Genomic DNA, 21,192 nt, shown 5'->3' with positions numbered 1-21,192 from the left:
CGCGGGTTCGCCCATGGGGGATCAGCGGATGCTGTTGTCGTCCGCGTGGCTGCGTCCGCCGCTGTGACCGGTGGTCGGAGCCGGGATCGACTTCTGCATCTGCACGAGGAACTCGACGTTGGACGACGTCTCCTTGAGCTTGCCGAGCACGACCTCGAGGGCCTGCTGCGGGTCGAGACCCGCCAGCGCGCGACGCAGCTTCCACGTGATCTTGACCTCGTCGGGCGACAGCAGCATCTCTTCGCGGCGGGTGCTCGACGCGTTGACGTCGACGGCCGGGAAGATGCGCTTGTCGGCCAGCTGGCGCGACAGGCGCAGCTCGCTGTTGCCGGTGCCCTTGAACTCCTCGAAGATGACGTCGTCCATCTTGGAGCCGGTCTCGACGAGCGCGGTCGCGAGGATCGTGAGCGATCCGCCGTTCTCGATGTTGCGCGCGGCGCCGAAGAAGCGCTTGGGCGGGTACAGCGCCGACGCGTCGACGCCACCGGTGAGCACGCGGCCCGAGGTCGGCGCCGAGATGTTGTACGCACGGCCCAGACGCGTGATCGAGTCCAGGAGAACGACGACGTCTCGACCGAGCTCCACGAGGCGCTTGGCGCGCTCGATGGCGAGCTCGGCGACCGTGGTGTGGTCCTCGGCGGGACGGTCGAAGGTCGAGGCGATGACCTCGCCCTTCACCGTGCGCTGCATGTCGGTGACCTCTTCGGGCCGCTCGTCGACCAGCACGACCATGAGGTGGACCTCGGGGTTGTTGATCGAGATCGCGTTGGCGATCTGCTGCAGCACGATCGTCTTGCCGGCCTTCGGCGGGGCGACGATGAGTCCGCGCTGCCCCTTGCCGATCGGCGCGACCAGGTCGATGATGCGCTGGGTCAGCTTCTCGGGACCCGTCTCGAGGCGCAGGCGCTCCTGCGGGTACAGCGGCGTCAGCTTGCCGAACTCGACACGCGTCGCGGCGTCGTCGACCGAGAGGCCGTTCACGGCATCGACCTTGACGAGCGCGTTGTACTTCTGGCGGCTGGACTGCTCGCCCTCGCGCGGCTGCTTGATGGCGCCGACGACGGCGTCGCCCTTGCGGAGGTTGTACTTCTTGACCTGGCCGAGCGAGACGTAGACGTCGCTCGGGCCGGGCAGGTAGCCGGAGGTGCGGACGAACGCGTAGTTGTCGAGCACGTCGAGGATGCCGGCGATCGGGATGAGGACGTCGTCCTCGCCGATCTCGGTGTCGAACTCGTCGCCGGTCGTCTGGGTGCCACGGCGCTTGTTGCGCTGGCGGCCCCGGCCGTTGCCCTGCGACTGCTGGTCGTCCTCGGGCGTCTCGGCCTTGGCGGGCTCGGCCACGGCAGGCTGCGCGTTCTGGTTCTGACCGCCCTGGGCGTTCTGCGCCTGCGCGCCCTGACCGCCCTGGGCGTTGGAGTTCTGGGCGTTCTGGTTCTGACCGCCCTGCGCGTTCCGGTTGCGGCTGCGGCTGCGGCTGCGGCTGCGGCCACGAGCCGGCGTGTCGGTGCCCTCGGCCTCGCCCTCGGCGGACTGCTCGGCTGCTTCGGCGGGTGCCTCGGCGTCGCCTGCGGGGGCGGATGCCGCCTCCGCAGCGTCATCTGCTGCCTGGGCGTCGCCCTCGGCAGGCGCCGCCTCGGCGGGTGCGCTCTCGGCCGGCGCGGCCTCGGCAGGTGCGGTCTCGGCCGGCGTCTCGGTGGCAGCAGCCTCGGCCGGTGCCTCGACGGGCTCGGCCGGCGGGACGTCGGTGCTCTTGGCACGGCGCGGCGCGCGCTTGCGCGGCGCCTTGACCGGTGCCGCCGGAACCTCCTCCGCGACGACTTCCGCCGCCACGGCGTCGGCCACGACCGCTTCGGCGACCGCTTCCTCGGCGACGGCGTCGGCCACGAGGGCCTCGGCGACGGCTTCTTCGGCGACGGCTTCGGCAGCCGCGGCGGCCGCCGGGTCACCGGCGTCCTCGGCGACGATCGCCTCGGCGACCGCCTCCTCGGCGGCCTCCTCTGCAGCGACGGCCTCGACGACGGCCTCATCGGCGACGGTGTCGGCCACGACGGCCTCGATCACGGCTTCCTCAGCCGCGGCTTCGATGGTCTCGGCGTTCTCGACAGCCTCGGGCGCTTCCGCGCGCTCGTCGGCCGGAACGTCGGCATGGACCTCGGAGATGGACTCCACGAGTTCTCCCTTGTGAAAAACGAACGAATGTGCACGACTCGCACAGCACTGCGGGTGGCGTCTGCCCGTCTCGATCAGTTGTCACGCCTGTCGAAACTCCCGCCGACGGGGTGAGGGACCGCGAGGGTGCTCAGCGGACGTCGGCAGGTCAGAATGCCGTGCGGTGGTTTCGCAGATTTGCGACGGAGGCCAGATTCACGTATTACGTGGAACCCTCCGCGTACTCCCTCACTGTACCACCCTTGAAGTCGACGGCGAGCATGAGCGCCTCCCACGGGGTGTCGGTCGTGGCCGCGGCGAGCGCCGCCGCTTCGAGCCGTCGCCCGGGTCCGTCGGCGAGCACGAGCACGCTCGGGCCCGCTCCGGAAACGACCGCCGCGAAGCCCTGGGCGCGCAGCGTCCGCACGAGGGCGTCGGTGTCGGGCATGGCGCTCGCGCGGTAGTTCTGGTGGAGCTTGTCCTCGGTGGCCGCCTGCAGCAGCTCAGGGCTCTGCGTGAGCGCCGCGATGAGCAGCGCCGAGCGGGACACGTTGAAGACGGCGTCCTCACGGGGCACCTGCGTGGGCTGCAGGCTCCGGGCGAGCTGCGTCGACATGGTGAACTCCGGCACGAGCACGAGGGGCGACACGCCGCGGTGCACCAGCAGCTTCTTGTGCTGCGGGCCGCCGTCGTCGACCCAGGCGATCGTGAGACCGCCGAACAGCGCCGGCGCGACGTTGTCGGGGTGTCCCTCGAGCTCGGTCGCGAGCCGCAGCAGGGCGTCCGGGCCGAGCTCCACGTCGCCCTCGAGCAGGCCCTTCGCGGCCAGCAGGCCCGACACCACCGCCGCGCCCGACGAGCCCAGTCCGCGCCCGTGCGGGATGACGTTCCTGGCGACGAGGCGCAGCCCCGGCATCCGCCGTCCCACGGATTCGAAGGCGTACGCGATGGCCCGCACCACCAGGTGCGAGGCGTCGCGAGGAACGTCGGCCGCGCCGGCCCCCTCGACCTCGATCTCGAGCTGCCCTTCGGGGAGCGCCGTGACATCGAGCTCGTCGTACACGCTCAGCGCGAGGCCGAGGGTGTCGAAACCGGGCCCGAGGTTGGCGCTCGTCGCCGGAACCCGCACCACGACCCGGCGCCCCTCGCGGGCGTCCGTGACGGGCGCGGGCACGACGGCTGCAGTCACGCGCGCGGTCCCGGCGCGTCGACGGATTCGGCGGCGCGGACGAGGTCGAGAACGGATGCCACTTCCGACGTGGTCGCGTCGACGACGGTGGGCTCGACCTCCGAGCCGTCCGCGTTGCGCAGCGCCCAGTGCGGGTCCTTGAGCCCGTGGCCCGTGACCGTCAGCACGACGCGCGCGCCCTGCGGCACGACGCCCGCCTCGACGCGGTCCAGGAGCCCTGCCACGCTGATGGCCGACGCCGGCTCGACGAAGATCCCGACCTCACCGGACAGGAGCTTCTGCGCCGCGAGGATGCGGTCGTCGTCGATGGCCCCGAAGTAGCCGTCGGTCGCCGCGCGGGCCTCGAGCGCGAGGTCCCACGACGCCGGGTTGCCGATGCGGATGGCGCTCGCCACCGTCTCCGGGTGCTTCACGACCTCGCCGCGCACGAGCGGTGCCGAGCCCTCGGCCTGGAAGCCGAACATGCGCGGCACGCGGGTCGAGACGTTCGCCGCGGCCTCTTCGGTGTAGCCGCGCGTGTAGGCGGTGTAGTTGCCGGCGTTGCCGACGGGGATGAAGTGGAAGTCGGGCGCGTCGCCCAGCTGCTCGACGACCTCGTACGCGGCCGTCTTCTGGCCGTCGATGCGGTCGGGGTTGACCGAGTTGACGAGGTGCACGGGGTAGTTGTCGGCCAGTTCGCGGGCGATCTCGAGGCAGTCGTCGAAGTTGCCGCGGATCTGGATGAGGCGGCCGTTGTGGGCGACGGCCTGGCTCAGCTTGCCCATCGCGATCTTGCCCTCGGGCACGAGCACGGCGGCCGTGATGCCGGCGTGCGCGGCGTAGGCCGCGGCCGAGGCGGACGTGTTGCCGGTCGACGCGCAGATCACCGCCTTGGCGCCGTGATCGATCGCACGCGACACCGCGACGGTCATGCCGCGGTCCTTGAACGAGCCGGTGGGGTTCATGCCCTCGAACTTCACCCACACGTCCGTGCCGGTGCGGCGCGACAGCGCCGGGGCGGGCAGGAGCGGCGTCCCGCCTTCACCCAGGGTGACCACGGTCGAGGCATCCGTCACGCCCAGACGATCTGCGTACTCGCGGAGGACTCCGCGCCAAACATGTGCCATGTCAGTCTCCTTCAGACCCTCAATTGCCTTCGACCCGCAGGACCGAGACGACGCGCTCCACGACGCCGCTGGCGGCCAGTCGGTCCACCGTCTCGCTCAGGTCCTGCTCCAACGCCTTGTGCGTGCCGATCACCAGTCGCGCGACGCCGCCCTCGCTGTCGCGCGCGTCCCCGACTGCCTGCGCCACCGTCTGCTCGACGGTCTGCTCGACGGTGGCGATCGAGACACGACCGTCGCTGAGGATGCCGGCGACCGTCGCGAGCACGCCCGGCTGGTCGTCGACCTCGAGCGTGATCTGGTAGCGCGTCGTGACGCGGCCCACGGGCACGATGGGGAGGTTGGCCAGCGTCGACTCGCCGACGCCGACACCGCCGGCGATGTGGCGGCGGGCCGCCGACACGACGTCACCGAGCACCGCGGATGCGGTCTGCACGCCGCCGGCGCCCGCGCCGTAGAACATCAGGTTGCCGGCGGCCTCGGCCTGCACGAACACCGCGTTGTTGGCTCCGTGCACGCTGGCGAGCGGGTGGGCGCGGTCGATGAGCGCGGGATAGACGCGCACCGAGATGGACTCGCCGGATTCCTCGGTCAGCCGCTCGCAGACCGCCAGCAGTTTGATGACGTAGCCGGCGTGGCGCGCGGCATCCATCATCGACGAGTCGATCGCGGTGATGCCCTCGCGGTGCACCGCCTCGAGCGGCACCGTCGTGTGGAAGGCGAGGCTCGCGAGGATCGCGGCCTTCTGGGCGGCGTCGTAGCCCTCGACATCGGCCGTCGGATCCGCCTCGGCGTACCCGAGGCGCTGCGCGTCGGCGAGCACGTCCGAGAACTCGGCGCCCTCGGTGTCCATGCGGTCGAGGATGTAGTTCGTGGTGCCGTTGACGATGCCCATGATGCGCTGCACGCGGTCGCCGGCCAGCGAGTCGCGCAGCGGGCGGATGATCGGGATGGCGCCGGCGGCGGCGGCCTCGTAGTAGACCTCGGCGCCCACCTGGTCGGCGGCGTCGAAGATCTCAGGGCCGTGCGTCGCCAGGAGCGCCTTGTTGGCGGTCACGACGTCGGCGCCCGAGTTGATCGCGTGCAGCAGGTAGGTACGTGCCGGCTCGATGCCGCCCATCAGCTCGATGACGATGTCGGAGCCGACGATGAGCGCGTCGGCGTCCGTCGTGAAGAGCTCCTGAGGCAGCTCGACGTCGCGCTTGGCGTCGACGTCGCGCACCGCGATGCCGACCAGCTCCAGTCGCGCTCCCGCCCGGTCGGCGAGCTCGTCGGCGTGCTGGCGCAGCAGCGCCGCGACCTGCGAGCCCACGGCTCCGGCTCCCAGCAGCGCGACGCGGAGGCGGCGGTAGTCGGTCACTTCGACTCGCTTCGCTCGCTCAGTACGGGCATACGTTGTTTCCCTTCCATCGGTGCGCCCCCGGAGGGGCGCCCAGCTTCGAACACAGCGGTATCGACGCCGGCGTCGCGGGCGAGAAGATCGTCGATCGTCTCGCCGCGCACGATGACGCGGGCCTCTCCCCCGCGCAGCGCCACGACGGGCGGGCGGGGCACGTAGTTGTAGTTGCTCGCGAGCGAGAAGCAGTAGGCGCCGGTCGCCGGGACGGCGAGCAGGTCGCCGGGCGACACATCGGCAGGAAGGTACTCGGCGTCGACCACGATGTCACCCGACTCGCAGTGCTTTCCGACCACCCTCGCGAGCGCCGGCTCGGCGTCGCTCGTGCGCGACGCGATCCTCGCCGAGAACTGCGCACCGTACAGGGCAGGGCGGGCGTTGTCGCTCATCCCGCCGTCGACGCTGACGTACAGGCGCGTGTCACCGGGGGCTTCGTCGGCAGTGTCGTCAGAACTGCCGAGCGCCACCGGCTTGGTCGTTCCGACCTCGTACAGGGTCACGCCGGCGCGGCCGACGATGGCGCGGCCCGGCTCGAACGCGAGATTCGGAACCGGGATGCCGCGCACCTCGCACTGGCGCGCCACGGCCTCCGCGATGCCCGCCGCCAGCTGCTCGATGGGGGTGGGGTCGTCGACCGAGGTGTAGGCGATGCCGAAGCCGCCGCCGAGGTTGAGCACCGGCAGTTCGCCGCCCTGGCGAAGCTCTGCGTACAGCTCGACGATCCGCGCCGCGGACTCCTCGAAGCCGGCGGTGCCGAAGATCTGTGACCCGATGTGGCAGTGCAGACCCACGAGCTCGAGGCCCTCGAGCTCGCGGATGCGGGCGACCGCGGCGGGGGCATCCGTGAGCGTGAAGCCGAACTTCTGGTCTTCGTGGGCCGTCGCGAGGAAGTCGTGCGTCTCGGCGTGCACGCCGCTGTTCACCCGCAGCAGCACCGCCTGCGCTGCACCGCGGCGCCCGACGATCGCCGCGAGCCGCTCGATCTCGATGAGGCTGTCGATGACGATGGACCCGACGCCCGCGTCGACGGCGCGCTCGAGCTCGGCCACCGACTTGTTGTTCCCGTGGAAGCCGAGGCGCGCGGGATCCGCGCCCGCCGCCAGCGCCACGGCCAGCTCACCGCCGGTGCAGACGTCGACCGCGAGTCCCTCGTCGGTGACCCAGCGCACGACCTCGGTCGTCAGCAGGGCCTTGCCGGCGTAATACACGCGCGCCTGCACGCCGTGGAGGGCGGCGGCCGCCCGGAAGGCGTCGAGCGTGCGCCGTGCGGTGGCACGCACCTCGTCCTCGTCGATGACGTAGAGCGGTGTGCCGAAGCGGCTGCGCAGCGCGGTCGCCGGGATGCCGCCGAGCGTGAGCACACCGGCGTCGTCGCGGCTCGCCGAGATCGGCCAGACGGCCGGGGCGAGCCCGTTCGCGTCGGCGGGACGTTCGAGCCACGCAGGAGCGACGGAACGGGTATGCGGGTCGGCGGACACGGTGGACCAATCGGTGGGAGCTGCGACGCGTGGCCGTCCGGGGATGGTGGTACGGCTCTGCCGGCCGGAGAGGTCACGCTCTGGCAGCGACACGGATCTCCAGCGGTGCTAGAAGTCTAGGGCACGCGGCTCGGGGCCCCCGTGCCGTGTGACGCCGCGCGGCGTCTCAGGCGCAGGTGCCGTTCTCCTGCAGCGCGAGATCCGTGGCGAAGGCGCCGTCGACGTCGAAGTCCGCCACGAGCAGCGTCCCGTCGACCTCGACGCCGGTGAGGGTGACGCCCGCGGGCAGGTACTGCGCGACGCACACGTTCCAGTCCTGGAGCACCGCGTCGGACAGCCTGCCGAACTGGTCGCGCAGCGCATCGGCGGTGACCTCGGAACCCCCGAGCTGCAACGACGCGGGCGTCAGCACGATCTCGCCCTCCGCCGCCGACGGAGTGAGGGCGACGCCGACGGGAATCGCGGCGCCGAACAGCGTCAGATCGAGCGACATCGTGACGTTCGGTGCGTCGAGAGCGACCGTGTCAGCGGGGAACTCATCGATGGTCGCCAGCAGCGTCTGCAGCTGAGCCTGATCGAGCGACACGGTCGCCGTTGCGCCGCTCATCTCGCCGCTGCCTCGCACCGCCACATCGTGGGCGATGACGGTGACATCGCCCGTGACCTCACCGAGGGTCACGTCGTCCGAAGCGATCGTGAGCTCGTCGAGGCTGCCTCCGATGAGCTGCGGGAGCACGGCACCGGCGATCTCGACATCGATCTGCTGGTCGGCGGGCAGCGCCAGCTGCGTGCGCACCTGGTCGCGCACCACGCCGGTGACGATCTGACGGGCGATCGCCTCAGCGGCGAACCACGCGGCGACCGCCAGCACCGCGACGATGGCGAAGGCCACGATCCAGGGCCATGCCCGGCGGCGACGCAGTGGCGGCGGCGCAGGCAGCATGTCGTCGGGGAGCGGCTCGGTCGCCTGCGTGTCGCCGTAGGCCATGTCTACATCCGCTCCGGGGCGGTGACGCCCAGCAGATCGAGGCCGTTGCGCAGCACCTGCCCGGTGGCGTCGTTGAGCCACAGGCGGGTGCGGTGAACGGGCTCGACGGGCTCGTCGCCGAGCGGGATGACGCGGCAGTTGTCGTACCAGCGGTGATAGAGCCCGGCGAGTTCCTCGAGGTAGCGGGCGACGCGGTGGGGCTCGCGCACCTCGGCGGCGAATCCGACGATGCGCGGGAACTCCTGGAGCGCGCCGAGGAGCGCGGACTCCGTCTCGTGCGCGAGCAGCTCGGGGGCGAACGCCGAGCGGTCGACGCCGGATGCCGCGGCATGGCGTCCGACGTTGTGGGTGCGCGCGTGGGCGTACTGCACATAGAAGACGGGGTTGTCGTTCGTGCGCTTGCGGAGGATCTCGGGATCGAGCGTCAGCGGCGAGTCAGCGGGATACCGCGCGAGCGAGTAGCGCAGCGCGTCGGTGCCGATCCACTCGCGGAGGTCATCGAGCTCGATGATGTTGCCCGCGCGCTTGGACAGCCGCGCGCCGTTGATCGACACGAGCTGCCCGATGAGCACCTCGATGTCCTTGTCGGGGTCGTCCCCGGCCGCGCCGGCGAGCGCCTTGAGGCGGTGCACGTAGCCGTGGTGGTCGGCGCCGAGCAGGTAGATCTTGTGCGCGAAGCCGCGGTCGCCCTTGTTGAGGTAGTAGGCGGCGTCAGCGGCGAAATAGGTGTATTCGCCGTTGGAACGACGGATGACGCGATCCTTGTCATCGCCGAAGTCGGTCGTGCGCACCCACACCGCGCCGTCCTCGTCGAAGACGTGACCCTGCTCCCGCAAGCGGTCGACGGCCTCGTCGACGAGGCTGGGCTCGCCGTTCGAGCCCTTGGCGTGGAGCGTCCGCTCGCTGAAGAAGACGTCGAAGTGGACGTTGAACTTCTCCAAGGACGCCTGCAGGTCCCCGAGCTGCAACGCGTACGCCCGGTCACGCGCGACGACGAGCTGCTCGTCGGCCGGGAGCGACAGGAGGTCCGGCACCGCGGAGAGGACCCGCTGAGCGAGGTCGTCGATGTACGAGCCCGGATAGCCGTCCTCGGGAGTGGGCTCGCCCTTGGCCGCTGCCAGTACGGAAAGGCCGAATCGATCCATCTGCGCGCCGGCGTCGTTGACGTAGAACTCGCGGACGAGCGTCGCGCCGCTGGCCAGCAGCAGGCGCGCCATGGAGTCGCCGAGTGCGGCCCACCGGGTGTGGCCGATGTGCATCGGACCTGTGGGGTTCGCGCTGACGAACTCCAGGTTGATCGTGTTGCCGCGCTGTGAGTCATTCGTGCCGTAGGCCGCGCCGGCGTCGACGATGGTCTTCGCGAGCGCACCGGCGGCTGCGGCATCCAGCCGGATGTTGATGAATCCGGGACCGGCCACCTCGACACCCGCGACACCGTCGACCTCGGCGAGCCCGGCGGCGATCTCCGCGGCGAACTCGCGCGGGTTCGCGCCGACGGCCTTCGCGAGCTTCAGCGCCGCATTCGATGCCCAGTCGCCGTGATCGCGGTTCTTGGGGCGCTCGAGCGGCAGGTCCGCCGGGGTGAGCCCATCCGTCGCACCGGGGCGTCGCGCCTCGGCGAGCGGGGCGACAACGGCGAGCAGGGCGGCGGAGAGGGCTTCAGGATTCATAACCGCACCAGTCTATTCGCCGGGATCGCGCGCCCGGCTGCGCGGGGCTCAGTGCACAGAGCTCGCGAGTTGGGCCAGCACGAATCCCCACCCCTGCCGGTACGCGTCCACGGGCGCCTCGTCCTCCCACGGACCGGTGTGCCGCACCGAGACGACGGTGCCGGCATCCGCTGCGGTGAACCGCACCTCGACCGCTTCATCGCGGCTCTGGCCTTCATCGTCCGTCCACGTCCACGTGAACGCGAGCCGGCGCCCGGGTTCGACCACGAGGTACTCCCCCGCCACGGCGAGCCCCTGCCCCGGCGCCTCGATGCGGTATTCGCCGCCGACGCGGACATCGGCCGCCACGGCGACGTCGCCCCAGTGCGCCCACCACCAGGAGGCCAGCCCCTCGGCGCTGGACCATGCCCGCCACACCCGCTCCACCGGTGCGTCGATCGCGAGCCGGACATCCAGCGGACGATCGCCCAGCAGCTCCCACCGGCCGACACGCGCGTCGCCGTCCTCGTCGGCCTCGCCCGTTGCACCGAGCACGTCCGCGAGGGCGACCAGGTTCTGCTCCCACCCTCCGCCGTACTGGGTCATGCGGTGCGGTCGCAGTCGGTCGTGCTGGACCGTCAGGCGCGTCTCGTCATCGGCGATCGCGTCGAGCCGGATGGTCACGAGGCCGGGATCGCCGTCGCCCGACCACCACGTGTACGAGAGCCCGGACGGCGCCGCGCAGCTCTCGAGGTGCGCCCTCCGGACCATCCCCTGGCCGATCTCGACCTCGAACTCGTCGCCGACCGCGCGCGGCGGCGTGCCGACGATCGTGCCGTACCACCTCGCGATCCGCTCCGGGGTGGTCAGTGCGTTCCAGACGTCCGCGGCGGCGGCGGGGTAGCTGCGCACCAGCGTGACGGTCTGCTCGGCCTCGTCGCCGGTGAGTGCTCGGATGAAGGGGTCTGCGGTGTTCATCGTTCCTCCGTGCGGTTGCGGCGCAGCTCGGTCCCGAGCGCGTCGAGTCGATTCGTCCAGAAGCCGAGGTGCTCCTCGACCCAGTCCTGCACTTCGGTCATCCGCTCCCCGTCGAGGGAGTAGATGCGGCGCGACCCTTCGGCGCTGCTGTGCGCGAAGCCCGCTTCCCTGAGCACCCGGAGATGGTTCGACACCGCCGGCTGGCTGATGCCGAACTCGGCGCGGATCACCTCGGTGAGGTCCCCCGATGCGCGATCACCGCGGGCGAGCAGCTCGACGAGTCGTCGCCGGACCGGGTCTCCCAGGACATCGAGTGCGTGCATAGCCCATTCATATCAGCGCCTGATGATATAAACAAGGCCTGATATATCCGGCCGAGGACGTCAGGCCAGCTGCACCAGGGCGGTGAAGTCGTCGAGCGACGGGTCGAAAGGATCCTGATGCGGATAGGCGCCATCCGCGGCCGGCTCGAGCCCCTCGCCGGTGGCGGCATCCGGAACGACCCAGGCGTCGACGCGCAGCCGCTGCAGCCCGACGTAGCCGCCGTGGTAGCTGAGGAACGCGCAGTCGGCGGCATCGCGTCCGGTCGCGATGCGCACGAGCGAGCGGCGATTCGCCAGACGCGTCGCGTCGATGACGTACCAGGAGCCGTCGAGGTAGGCCTCCGCCACGGCATGGAAGTCCATCGGCTGCAGCCCCGGTGCGAAGCACGCGGCATAGCGCGCCGGCATGTCCATCGCCCGCAGCAGCGCGATGACGACGTGCGCGTAGTCGCGGCAGACGCCCTGGCCGGTCATGAGAGTGGTGACCGCGCTGTCGGTGCCCTGGCTGAGTCCCGGCGTGTAGGTCGTGCTCGTCGAGACGAACTCGGACACCGCCGCGATGAGGTCGTGACCCGAGAGCCCCTTGAACTGACGGCGCGCCTGCTGGAACACCTCGTCGGACTGCGCATACCGGCTCGGACGGAGGTACGTGATCGCCTCCAGGTCGCTGGTGCGACTCGTGGCGGCCTGGCCGTCGACCGTCGCCTCGTACCGGATCTCGAGGGGTCCGGGCTCGCCCGTCAGGCGGTGCAGCCGGCTTCCCGACTGGTCGACGATCTCGGTCGGGGTGTACACACGATCGCCCTGCGTGAACGTCAGCTGCTCATTCGAGATCGGCACCGCCTGAGCGGCTGCGATCTGGAAGATGAGGTCGACGGATGCCCCGAGTTCGAGGTCCATCTCAGCGGTCACGATGCGTTGCACCGAAGTATCCTCGCATGCCCCGATGACTGCGCCGTGCGGACGTCCACAGGGTCGCCCGCGGGCACCGCGAAGAGGGTCCGAACCTCGGGATCCGCCGCGCATATTGCCCAGTTCAGGGCCTGTGTTCGGTGTTCGCCGATCGATGACTTACCCTCTTCTCATGCACGCGCCCGGCCGCTTCCGCGCACGGCGGCTGGGCCCAGGCGCCCAGGCGCCCCGCTGGGCGCGCCGGCCGCGGGTGGCAGGGGTGCGGGGATGGCTCGCCCTCCTCGGCGCGGCGCTCGCCGTGGCTGCGGTGTGCGCCGTGGCCGTGCTCCGCCCCTGGGGCGCACCTGAACCGGTGGCCCCCGTCGCCGTCGCCGAAGGGAATGCGGCCGTCGCGGCATCCGTCCCGCCCGCGCCCCTCGTCCTCGAAGAAGGCGCGCGCGTGCTCGTCTTCGGCGACTCGTGGGTCTACGGCTCCGCCGCCACCGTGCCGACACTCGGCTTCGCGTACCGGCTCGCCGACGAGCTCGGCGTCGAGACCGTCGTGGACGGGGTTCGCGGCAGCGGCTATCTCAAGCCCGGGCTCGATGGTCCGGCATACGGCGAGCGCATCGCCGCACTCGACCCGGCGCTCGATCCGGACCTGATCGTCGTCGAGGGGTCCATCAACGACCGCAGGCTGTACCCGGCGGGATATCGGAATGCCGTCACCGCCGCGTGGGACGCACTCGAGGCCCGTTACCCCGACGCCGCGATCGTCATCCTCGGTCCTTCGCCGCAGGTGCTGCCGGTCGAGAGCCCGACCAGCAGCATCGACACGGAGCTGGCCGAGCTCGCCGCCGCGCGCGGCTGGTGGTACATCTCGCCGATCGCCGAGGGCTGGATCACCGCGGCCAACTACCTCGAGGTCATCGACACCGGCCCGATCGGTCGCGACCACCCCTCGACGGACGGCCACGCCTACCTCGCGGCTCGGGTCGCCGACGCGATCGAGGCGATGGAGCTCCAGCCCGCGATCGTGGCGGATGCCCCGCACGACGAGGACCCCGTCGCACCCTGACCGGCGTGGTCAGCTCGGGCGCCACCGGGAAACGAAGAATCCCAGGCGAACCTGGGATTCTTTTTCGTGCCCCCGACAGGAATCGAACCTGCGACCTTTGGTACCGGAAACCAACGCTCTATCCCCTGAGCTACGGAGGCGTGCCGATCGAGACTACCATCCCGGCGGCGCGGTCCTTCACGGCGGTCGCCGCTGCGCACAGCGCCGCGATCCGCTCGAGCACCCCGACGCCGGCGCATCGGAACGGGCGCCCCTTGGTGCATCCGACGACGGCTGTCAAGGCCTGGCCCGCGACGACGCCCACCCGCGAGGATCGAAGGTGTTCGTGATCGGCGTCCGCCCCTGAGCCACCCCAGCGCTACGTTCGCCGGCATCCCCAGAGCGGAGGCGCACGATGGGCAAACTCACTTACGAGGGGACGGTGAAGGTCGATTTCGATGATCGGACCCTCGCACATCTGCAGCTGGTGATCGGCACCAAGCTCCGGCGCGGCGAACCCTTCCACTTCACGTGGCGCGACGACGTCAGCATCGGCGACGGCCGCACCACCATCTGGGTGCACCCCCGCTGCTCCCTCGTCTACAAGTTCTACGGCAGTCGCACTCCCCAGCTGAACCCCGCCTGGATCGACGCTCTCACCCACACGGCGAACTCGCCGTCCGGACTGTACCTGGTGCCCGAACCTGCTCAGCCGGCACCCGTGGCCGCACCGGAGCATGAGCCGGAGCAGGAACTGCTCGGCTGAACCGAGCTACGGCAACCCACGGGCTTTGTCAAGGCTTTGGCCGTCGCCCCGCCTCCGGTGCGACGGTGGAGCCGCAGATGGGAGCGATCATGAAACGGATCGACATCTACTACGGCGGCGATCACTACAGCGTCGGCGGGCGCCGAATCGAAGACCTCCGAGCGGAGATCGAGGCAGGGCTCGCGGCGGGAACCTACTGGCTCGAGGTCAACGACGGCGAGGGCGCGATGCGCAGGGCTCTGCTGCTGCTGTCTCCCGGCGTTCCGCTGGCCGTCGTTCCGGTGCCCGAGGAGGATCCCGCAGCCTCGCCGGATGGAGAGTGGTCCGACGGCCTTCCCCAGGTGACCGACTGAACAGCAGAACGACGGGGCGGATGCCGTAGCCCCGGCGAATGCCGCTCAGGCGTCGCTGTGCGATTCCTGTCGCGTGGCCGGCTCGGCTTCGTCCGGCAGGCTGGCGGTCACGATCACCACGACGTCCTGCACCTTCCAGTCGAGTTGCGCGACCGCCGCGCGCACGTCCTCGATCTCATCCAGACGGACCTCGTCGCGGGTCGGCACCACGAAGACCTCGACGTGGAACACCTGACCCATGTCGCGCATGCGCACGCCGCTCTCACGCACCCATCCGAACTCCTGCACACGGTCGGCGATGCGCGCGATGAGGGGATGCGGGCGGGCGTCGTCCTCGGTGCGCGCGCGCTGATCGATCAGATCGCGCACCGCCCCGCGGGAGTTGCGCCAGCCGTCCCACATGATCCCGAGCGAGATGAACAGCGCGGCGGCGCCGTCGAGCCACCACAGGCCGATGCCGACACCGAGCACGCCGACGATCGAGGCGACCGTGGAGGTCCAGTCGGCCTTGGCCATGTCGGCATCCGCGTACAGCACCTTGTTGTGCAGCGTGGGTGCCAGCTTCGCCTTCGCGCGCCCGTAGAACAACGGGCCGATGACGATCACGCTCATCACCGCCACCATGAACCAGCCGAGCCAGATCGTCTGGCCGAACAGGAACACCGTGCCGATCGAGGGATGCTCGGCGCGGACGAGTCCGCTGATCGCCTCGTATGCGAGGTTGCCGCCGACCGCGAGCAGCGCGACGCCGGCGACCAGATGCCCGACCCCCATCATGCGGTGCAACCCGAACGGGAAGGCGCGGGTCGGACGGCGACGGATGAAGATCAGGGCGACGAGGAATGAGATCTGCGGGATCAGCGACAGCATGTCCTCGATCCACGCGGTCTTCATCGCCTGCGATCCGCCCACGACGAGGGCGATGAGGCCGATCGTCACCACGGTGTAGCCGATGGTGAACCACTCCCAGCGGATGGCGCTGCGCAGCGCCCTCTGCTGTTCCGGCGGCAGATCCGTGCGTCCCATCGACTTCACGGCGCCACCTCGCGGTCGAGATAGCCCTCGAGCTGCGCCTGCCAGGCGTTCTCACCCAAGGGCACGAGCAGCACGACGGGACCGCGCGATCCGGGGATGGTGTCATAGGAACGCGTCACCGCGACGCGATCCGACCACGGCGTGGCGTCGGTCATCCCGCCGATCGCCACGTCGAGGTCGCCGCTCTCGAGCCCGTCGACGAGGTCCTCCTCGCTGCCCACTGTCCATTCGACCCGCGCGTCGACCGTCTCCGCGAAGTCCTCGACGATCTCGGCGAGCGTGCCGCCCACCTCCGGGCCGTCGATGGTGACGAGTTCGCCGGACGCCGAGGCGCCCGCGTGAAGCACTCCCCCGCGGACGCGCTCCAGAGTGCCCTGGGGGTCGGTCGGCACCGTGACGCCGCATCCTGCCGCGCTCAGCGCGATCACCAGCAGGGGCACGCAGCACACGCGTCGCCACCGCTTCATGCTTCGAGTCTTGCGGGTGGGGCGGGAGGCGGGGAGCGCCTTGACCCCTTCTGCGGTGACTGCTATCGCAAATCGCCGGCATCGCGGTGGCGATGCCGGCGATCCGGGAGCGGGTTACGGGAGGACGATCTCGAAATTCGGATCGGCCTGGTCGAGCACGCCGAGGATCTGCTGCAGGACGCCCGCATCGCCGCGCACCTCGACGCCCGCGCTCTCGGTGTCACCACCCGCCAGCTGGATCAGGCGCGTCTTCGACAGTGTCAGCTGCAGCGGCGTGTCGGTGGGCCTGCCTGATCGACGCTTCCGGTTCGCGCTGCTGCATGTGCTTCTCCCCTTCCTGCCGGTCGGGCGACCGATGCTCAGTCTTGCGGCCTCGTCAGTCCTGCGGCTTCTCGTCGCGGTCGGCAAGCGCCGTGACGGCCGCCCGGTTGGTCGCAAAGAATGCCTGGTCAGCGAGCAGTCCGAGCTCCTCCAGGCGGGCTCTGGTGGGCGGCCGGACACGGCTGAACGCGAGCGTCACGTCGTGGTCGCGGAGCCAGTGCTCGAGGGATTCGAACGCCTCGGCGCCGGTGACGTCGATGTCGGTGACGGCTTCCATGTCGATGACCACGTGGTGCACCGGCTGGTCGGCGCCGGTGACCGCGCGCTTGACCGCCGAGGTGAAGACGGCGCCGTTGGCGAAGAAGAGTGGGGCGGCCATCCGGATGACGACAAGGCCGGGCGCGGTCGTGGCCCCGTGGGGGGCATCCTCCAGCAGGGACTGCTTGGCGTCGTCGTTCGCCTCGAGCACGTCGATCGTCGGATTCGCCGCGCGCTGGGCGAGGTTGATGAGCGCGAGCACGAATGCGACCAGGATGCCGGGGATCGCGCCGACGAAGAGGGTGACGAGGAAGCATGTCGCCGCGACGGCGAACTCGAAGCGGTCCTGACGCCACAGCTGCCGGAACTCGCGGATGCCCAGCAGCGGCAGGATCGCGACGCCGACCACGGCGCCGATGGCCGGCGACGGGATGTCGGCGAGCAGCGCCGTGCCGAACAGCAGCAGCAGCAGCGTTCCGACGGCGAGCACGAGCGACGGCAGTTGAGTGCGGGAGCCGGCCTGGTCCATCGCCGCGGTGCGGGATGTCGAGGAGCCCATCGCGAAGCTGCCCTGGGCGCCGGCCGCGATGTTGCCGAGGCCGAACGCGAGCAGATCGCGGTTCGCGTGGAACGGATAGCCGCGCTTCTCGGCGTACGAGCGCGACACGAGAAGGCCCTCGGCGGTGGTCACCAGGGTGAGCGCGATCGCGGACGGGACGAGTGCGAACCACATGGTCCAGTCGAGGACGGGCCACGTCAGCGCGGGCGGACCCGCCGGCACCGCGCCCAGCACGTCCACGCCCCGGTCGTCGAGATCCGCCACCACGACGACGATCGTCGAGACGATCAGCACCACCAGGGCCCACGGGATCTTCGGCACGAAGCGTCGACCGAGCAGCAGCACCGCGACCGAGGCGGCGGCGACGCCGAGCGACCACGGGTTGAATGTGTTCAGCCCCAGGATGAGCCCCGCGACCTTCTCGACGAACTCGCCGCCGGAGTCGATCTTCACCCCGAGCATCTTGGCGATCTGGCTCACCATGATGTCCAGCGCGAGGCCGCCGACGAAGCCCACCAGGATCGGCTTGGAGAGGAAGCTTGCGAGGAAGCCGAGCTTGAACACGGCCATGAGCAGGAACAGGATGCCGCTGATGATGGCCTGCGCCAGGGCGAGGGTCGCGTATCCGGCGCTGCCTGCGGCCGCGAGACCGCCGATCGACGAGGCCACGAGCGCCGCGGCGGCGGCATCCGGCGACACGACCAGCTGCCGCGACGACACGATGAGCGCATAGATGATCGTCGGCACGATGAGCGCGTACAGGCCCGCCGTCGGCGGGAGCCCCGCGATCTGGGCGTATCCGATGTTCAGGGGGATCGCGATCGCGAGAAGGGTGACGCCGGCCGTCAGCTCCGTGACGAGATTGTGCCTGGTCAACCCCGCGAGAGGTCGTTGCATGCCGGCTCCTGAGGGGCGTGGGGAGGGAACGATCGTCTCCACCTTGGCACGGCGGGGCCGCATCACACCCGATCGCCCGGCACGAGCGGCGGACCGACGGCCTCGCTGGTGACGGTCGCCGTCCATCCCCGGTCCGCAAGGCCCGCGGTCAGGGCCGCCACCACCGCCGACGTCACGCCGAGCCCGCTCGTCGCCGCGTGCCAGAACTGGACTCGTGCGGTGACGCGCGCGTCGGAGACGGCGGACACCAGCACGACCGCCGCGGGCTCGGGGAGCACGCCGTCGACGGCGGCTGCGGCATCCGTCAGCGCCACGGTGATGTCGGCGAGGCTCGCATCGGCACGTTCCACGCGCACCTGCACCTCGCTGCGCCGGCCCCCGTGCCGGGAGTTGTTGACGAGCGTCTCGGCGAGCAGCTTCGCGTTCGGCACGTGGGCGGTGCGTCCGTCGGGCGTCGTGAAGACCACGGCGCGGGAGTTCAGCTCGATGACGGTGCCGGTCAGGGGCTCGCCGTCGGGCCCTTCCACCGTGATCTCCTCGCCCAGCACGACGGGCTTGCGGGTGGCGATCAGCACGCTCGCGGCGAAGTTGTCGGCCACGCCGCGCAGCACCAGCGCCGCGACGACCGCCAGCACCAGCACGACGGCGAGCACCGGCTGCACGTTGGCGCCGAGGAACGCCAGGGCGACGCCGACGCCCAGCAGCAGCAGCGTGTACTGCGCGAGGCGGGCGGCGAACCGCGTGGCCGCAGGCGTGGCCGTCGGCACGTGGCCCATCAGATCGACGACGCCGCGCTTGGCGAACCGCGAGGCGACCCAGCCCGCGACCAGGGACAGCACCGCCCAGAGCACCTGCCACCACGTGATCGGCGTGCTCAGGAAGGTGCTGAAATCCACCCCGTCAGGATAGGGGCGCAGGGCGCGCCGCCGAGCCAGCCTCGCCGGGGCTCCGGCTTCGTACTCGAGCCCCGGCGACGCTGGCGCACAGCCACCGAATGTCCTCCCCCGCCACGGGTGCCGTCAAGCGTTCACGCGCAAGTCACGTCGACGTGAGGTTGAGGGTGAGGAATCCGGCGCCCGCCGGCAGGCGCCGCGCAGACGACCGCCCCGGGATGGCCTGGGGCGGTCGTCTTACGCATGGTCAGCGGTGCGCGACGCACCGTAGCCGCGTCACTCCGCGAAGCGCTCCTTCATCGCGTCCATGCTCTTGCCCGCACCGTGAGACTTCCCCGGCGTCTGGACGTCGTTGACGGTCGATGTGTCGAATGCGAACGTGACGACCGCCGCGGCGACGGCATCCGCGTTCACGTCGAGCGCGAACGTGTTGATGTTGCCCACGAGGTCGTAGTCCTCGCGGAGCGCGTCGTACAGCGCCACGTTCTGGCCGGCCCCCGTGAGGTTGTCGCACGGCTGGTGGTAGCACGGGTCGTAGGACGCACCCGCCACACCGCCGTACAGCAGAACCTCAGCGGGCTTCTTCTGCACCTCGGCTCCGGTGAACAGTCCTCCCGCCGGGATGTCGACGGCGATGAACGGACCGTAGTCCGAACGTCCTGAGAACTCGCTGTCCTGCGAAGCCAGCCCGCGGCTGTCGTAGAACGCCTCGAAGACGTCCTCGATCTCTGCGGAACCCTCCGGGATGAAGCCCGGCGCGGCGGTGCCGCCCGAGTTGTCACCGTCGTAGATGCCGAACATGTAGTTCGGCGACGCGATCATGTCGAAGTTGAGGTAGAGCGCGATGTCGTCCACCTCGTCCTCCGACAGTGCACCGACGTAGTGCTCCGAACCGACCAGACCCTCCTCCTCGGCGCCCCACCATGCGAAACGCACGGTGTTGTTGGGCTTGGTCTTCTGCATCTGGATCGCCGTCTCCAGCAGCCCTGCGCTGCCGGAGCCGTTGTCATTGATGCCGGCGCCGTCCTGCACGCTGTCGAGGTGCGCTCCGGCCATCACGACGTTGTCGTCGTTGCCGTTCGCGGTCTCGGCCAGCACGTTCCAGGTGGTGCGGATCTCGGCGTCGTAGTCCACGGTGACCGTCACCGTCGCCCCCGGCGTGGAGGCGAGGTCTGCGCCGACGGAGTACGGCACGAAGACCGCGGGGATGGTCAGTCCGGCTGCCGCGCCGATCATGTTGATAAGCGTCTCGTCGTTGTCGTTGCCCATCACGATGACGGCTGCGGCGCCCGCCTGCTGCGCGGTGACAGCCTTCACGGCGAAGCCGCAGCCGCCGCGCTGGACGAGCACCACGGAATTCGCCGGAAGCATGCCGTAGTCGCCGAGGGTGCAGCCGCTCGTGTTGTCTGCCGACGGCAGGTCGACGAGGACGAGCGTCCCGGTCGCGGTCCCCTCGGGGCTGCCGGTGTCGAACCGGTTGCGCACGAAGTCGTCGCCGTCGACGTACGTCGTGGTCGTCCCACCCACGGTGCGGGTGAGCACGTTGTTCTCGTCGAAGTACTCGAAGGGGAACGCCTGCACCTCGGGCGTGTACCCCGCCGCCTCGAGCTGCGCGACGACGTAGTCGCGCGATGCCGCGTAGCCGGGCCGTCCGGCGGCACGGTCGCCGTGCTCGTCGGCGATCGCCTGGAATGCCTCGAGGTGATCCATGACGCCGTCGAGCGTCACGGCCTTCGTGATCTTCTCCACCGAATTGTTGTTCGGTGCCGCGTACGCGGGGCCTGCGAGTGCGACGGCGCCGGTCAGGGCCGCCGCGGTGGCGATGGCCCAGGTGCGCCTGGTTCTCTTCGGCATGGTGGTGCCTTTCCGCCGATGACCCCTTGGCATCGGCATTCTTCCGGGGATGCTCCCACACTGCGTCGCGGAGTGCCAGGGTTTGCGGGCGGATTCATCCAGCCCTCATCCGGGAACGCCCTCGGAAGACGACGGACCGGATGCCGTAGCATCCGGTCCGTCGTGTCGTGATACGGAGCGGGGTCTACTCGTGCCCCACGAGCTTCAGGCCGACGACGCAGCCCACCAGCCCGAGGATCAGCAGCATCTTGACGATCGAGAACGCCTCGTCGCCCGTGATCATGGCGTACGCGACGGTGAGCGACGCACCGATCCCCACCCACACCGCATACGCGGTGCCGGTGGAGATGTCGCGCATGGCCCACGCGAGACCGCCCATGCTCAGCAGCAGCGAGACGCCGAAGACGACGGTCGGCCAGAGCTTGGTGAAGCCCTCGCTCTTACCCAGCGCGGTGGCCCAGACGGCCTCGAGGATTCCGGAGACGATGAGAACGACCCACGACATGACTGTGCTCCTGGCCAGTCTTGTCGCCCACCGGGTACTGATCCGTCGTCCGGGGATCCGGTCGAGGATCCACGACCCACCCTA

Annotated in this window: 20 protein-coding genes, 1 tRNA gene and 1 riboswitch; of the genes, 3 read left to right on the top strand and 18 right to left on the bottom strand. The window is 70.4% G+C overall.

The window, feature by feature from the left end:
* Nucleotides 1-21: 21 nt before the first annotated feature.
* The 10 genes from rho to ABG085_RS06270 all read right to left on the bottom strand — a co-directional run bounded on the left by rho (nucleotide 22) and on the right by ABG085_RS06270 (nucleotide 12,176).
* Nucleotides 22-2,169, bottom strand: a complete 2,148-nt coding sequence (gene rho, locus ABG085_RS06315; protein WP_347978563.1) for a transcription termination factor Rho — start codon at nucleotides 2,167-2,169, stop codon at nucleotides 22-24.
* A 202-nt stretch (nucleotides 2,170-2,371) separates the two neighbouring features.
* Nucleotides 2,372-3,337, bottom strand: coding sequence for a homoserine kinase (gene thrB / locus ABG085_RS06310; protein WP_347978562.1), 966 nt, complete (start codon nucleotides 3,335-3,337; stop codon nucleotides 2,372-2,374).
* On the bottom strand, nucleotides 3,334-4,443 hold the full coding sequence (thrC, locus tag ABG085_RS06305; protein WP_347978561.1) for a threonine synthase: 1,110 nt from the start codon (nucleotides 4,441-4,443) through the stop codon (nucleotides 3,334-3,336). The genes thrB and thrC overlap by 4 nt, the downstream gene beginning before the upstream one ends.
* 19 nt (nucleotides 4,444-4,462) lie before the next feature.
* Entirely contained in the window at nucleotides 4,463-5,800 is a 1,338-nt protein-coding gene (locus tag ABG085_RS06300; RefSeq protein ID WP_347978560.1) for a homoserine dehydrogenase, read from the bottom strand.
* Nucleotides 5,797-7,314, bottom strand: coding sequence for a diaminopimelate decarboxylase (lysA, locus tag ABG085_RS06295; protein WP_347978559.1), 1,518 nt, complete (start codon nucleotides 7,312-7,314; stop codon nucleotides 5,797-5,799). Before lysA ends, ABG085_RS06300 begins: the two co-directional genes overlap by 4 nt.
* 166 nt (nucleotides 7,315-7,480) lie before the next feature.
* Nucleotides 7,481-8,302, bottom strand: a complete 822-nt coding sequence (locus tag ABG085_RS06290) for a DUF2993 domain-containing protein (protein ID WP_347978558.1) — start codon at nucleotides 8,300-8,302, stop codon at nucleotides 7,481-7,483.
* A gap of 2 nt (nucleotides 8,303-8,304) precedes the next feature.
* Nucleotides 8,305-9,972, bottom strand: a complete 1,668-nt coding sequence (locus ABG085_RS06285) for an arginine--tRNA ligase (RefSeq protein ID WP_347978557.1) — start codon at nucleotides 9,970-9,972, stop codon at nucleotides 8,305-8,307.
* A gap of 48 nt (nucleotides 9,973-10,020) precedes the next feature.
* Nucleotides 10,021-10,929 (bottom strand): SRPBCC family protein, encoded by a 909-nt coding sequence (locus tag ABG085_RS06280; RefSeq protein WP_347978556.1) that lies wholly within the window; start codon nucleotides 10,927-10,929, stop codon nucleotides 10,021-10,023.
* Nucleotides 10,926-11,252, bottom strand: coding sequence for a metalloregulator ArsR/SmtB family transcription factor (locus ABG085_RS06275; protein ID WP_347978555.1), 327 nt, complete (start codon nucleotides 11,250-11,252; stop codon nucleotides 10,926-10,928). Before ABG085_RS06275 ends, ABG085_RS06280 begins: the two co-directional genes overlap by 4 nt.
* A 60-nt stretch (nucleotides 11,253-11,312) precedes the next feature.
* Nucleotides 11,313-12,176, bottom strand: coding sequence for a transglutaminase family protein (locus ABG085_RS06270; protein WP_347978554.1), 864 nt, complete (start codon nucleotides 12,174-12,176; stop codon nucleotides 11,313-11,315).
* A gap of 160 nt (nucleotides 12,177-12,336) precedes the next feature.
* Here ABG085_RS06270 and ABG085_RS06265 point away from each other — a divergent pair, with 160 nt between their 5' ends.
* A complete protein-coding gene (locus tag ABG085_RS06265) occupies nucleotides 12,337-13,221 on the top strand; it encodes an SGNH/GDSL hydrolase family protein (RefSeq protein ID WP_347978553.1) in 885 nt (294 codons plus the stop codon).
* Nucleotides 13,222-13,288: 67 nt separating this feature from the next.
* Here the strand turns inward: ABG085_RS06265 and ABG085_RS06260 are convergent.
* A tRNA-Arg gene (locus ABG085_RS06260) sits at nucleotides 13,289-13,361 on the bottom strand.
* A 254-nt stretch (nucleotides 13,362-13,615) separates the two neighbouring features.
* On the opposite strand from ABG085_RS06260, the gene ABG085_RS06255 reads away from it, so the two are divergent.
* Nucleotides 13,616-13,966 carry an ATP-dependent DNA ligase gene (locus ABG085_RS06255; protein WP_347978552.1) on the top strand — a complete coding sequence of 117 codons (351 nt, stop codon included), beginning with the start codon at nucleotides 13,616-13,618 and terminating at the stop codon, nucleotides 13,964-13,966.
* Nucleotides 13,967-14,055: 89 nt separating this feature from the next.
* Nucleotides 14,056-14,319, top strand: coding sequence for a hypothetical protein (locus tag ABG085_RS06250; RefSeq protein ID WP_347978551.1), 264 nt, complete (start codon nucleotides 14,056-14,058; stop codon nucleotides 14,317-14,319).
* A 45-nt stretch (nucleotides 14,320-14,364) separates the two neighbouring features.
* On the opposite strand, the gene ABG085_RS06245 is transcribed toward ABG085_RS06250, so the two are convergent.
* The 7 genes from ABG085_RS06245 to ABG085_RS06215 form a co-directional block, all read right to left on the bottom strand.
* The gene (locus ABG085_RS06245; protein WP_347979292.1) at nucleotides 14,365-15,345 is read right to left on the bottom strand and encodes a cation diffusion facilitator family transporter; all 981 of its coding nucleotides are present in this window, start codon (nucleotides 15,343-15,345) and stop codon (nucleotides 14,365-14,367) included.
* A gap of 5 nt (nucleotides 15,346-15,350) precedes the next feature.
* On the bottom strand, nucleotides 15,351-15,821 hold the full coding sequence (locus tag ABG085_RS06240; RefSeq protein WP_347978550.1) for a hypothetical protein: 471 nt from the start codon (nucleotides 15,819-15,821) through the stop codon (nucleotides 15,351-15,353).
* A gap of 114 nt (nucleotides 15,822-15,935) precedes the next feature.
* Nucleotides 15,936-16,229: an alkyl sulfatase C-terminal domain-containing protein gene (locus ABG085_RS06235; RefSeq protein WP_347978549.1), complete on the bottom strand. Its 294-nt coding sequence runs from the start codon at nucleotides 16,227-16,229 to the stop codon at nucleotides 15,936-15,938.
* Nucleotides 16,198-17,856: a SulP family inorganic anion transporter gene (locus ABG085_RS06230; RefSeq protein ID WP_347978548.1), complete on the bottom strand. Its 1,659-nt coding sequence runs from the start codon at nucleotides 17,854-17,856 to the stop codon at nucleotides 16,198-16,200. The genes ABG085_RS06235 and ABG085_RS06230 overlap by 32 nt, the downstream gene beginning before the upstream one ends.
* A 62-nt stretch (nucleotides 17,857-17,918) precedes the next feature.
* The gene (locus ABG085_RS06225) at nucleotides 17,919-18,752 is read right to left on the bottom strand and encodes a mechanosensitive ion channel domain-containing protein (RefSeq protein ID WP_347978547.1); all 834 of its coding nucleotides are present in this window, start codon (nucleotides 18,750-18,752) and stop codon (nucleotides 17,919-17,921) included.
* A gap of 273 nt (nucleotides 18,753-19,025) precedes the next feature.
* A complete protein-coding gene (locus ABG085_RS06220; protein WP_347978546.1) occupies nucleotides 19,026-20,603 on the bottom strand; it encodes a M28 family peptidase in 1,578 nt (525 codons plus the stop codon).
* 184 nt (nucleotides 20,604-20,787) lie between these two features.
* Nucleotides 20,788-21,108, bottom strand: coding sequence for a multidrug efflux SMR transporter (locus ABG085_RS06215; RefSeq protein WP_347978545.1), 321 nt, complete (start codon nucleotides 21,106-21,108; stop codon nucleotides 20,788-20,790).
* A 9-nt stretch (nucleotides 21,109-21,117) separates the two neighbouring features.
* Nucleotides 21,118-21,183: riboswitch (guanidine-III (ykkC-III) riboswitch) on the bottom strand.
* Nucleotides 21,184-21,192: the final 9 nt, after the last annotated feature.

The sequence above is a fragment of the Microbacterium sp. ProA8 genome, from assembly GCF_039905635.1.
Classification (GTDB): domain Bacteria; phylum Actinomycetota; class Actinomycetes; order Actinomycetales; family Microbacteriaceae; genus Microbacterium; species Microbacterium chionoecetis.
This window is presented reverse-complemented; position numbering and strand designations above follow the sequence as displayed.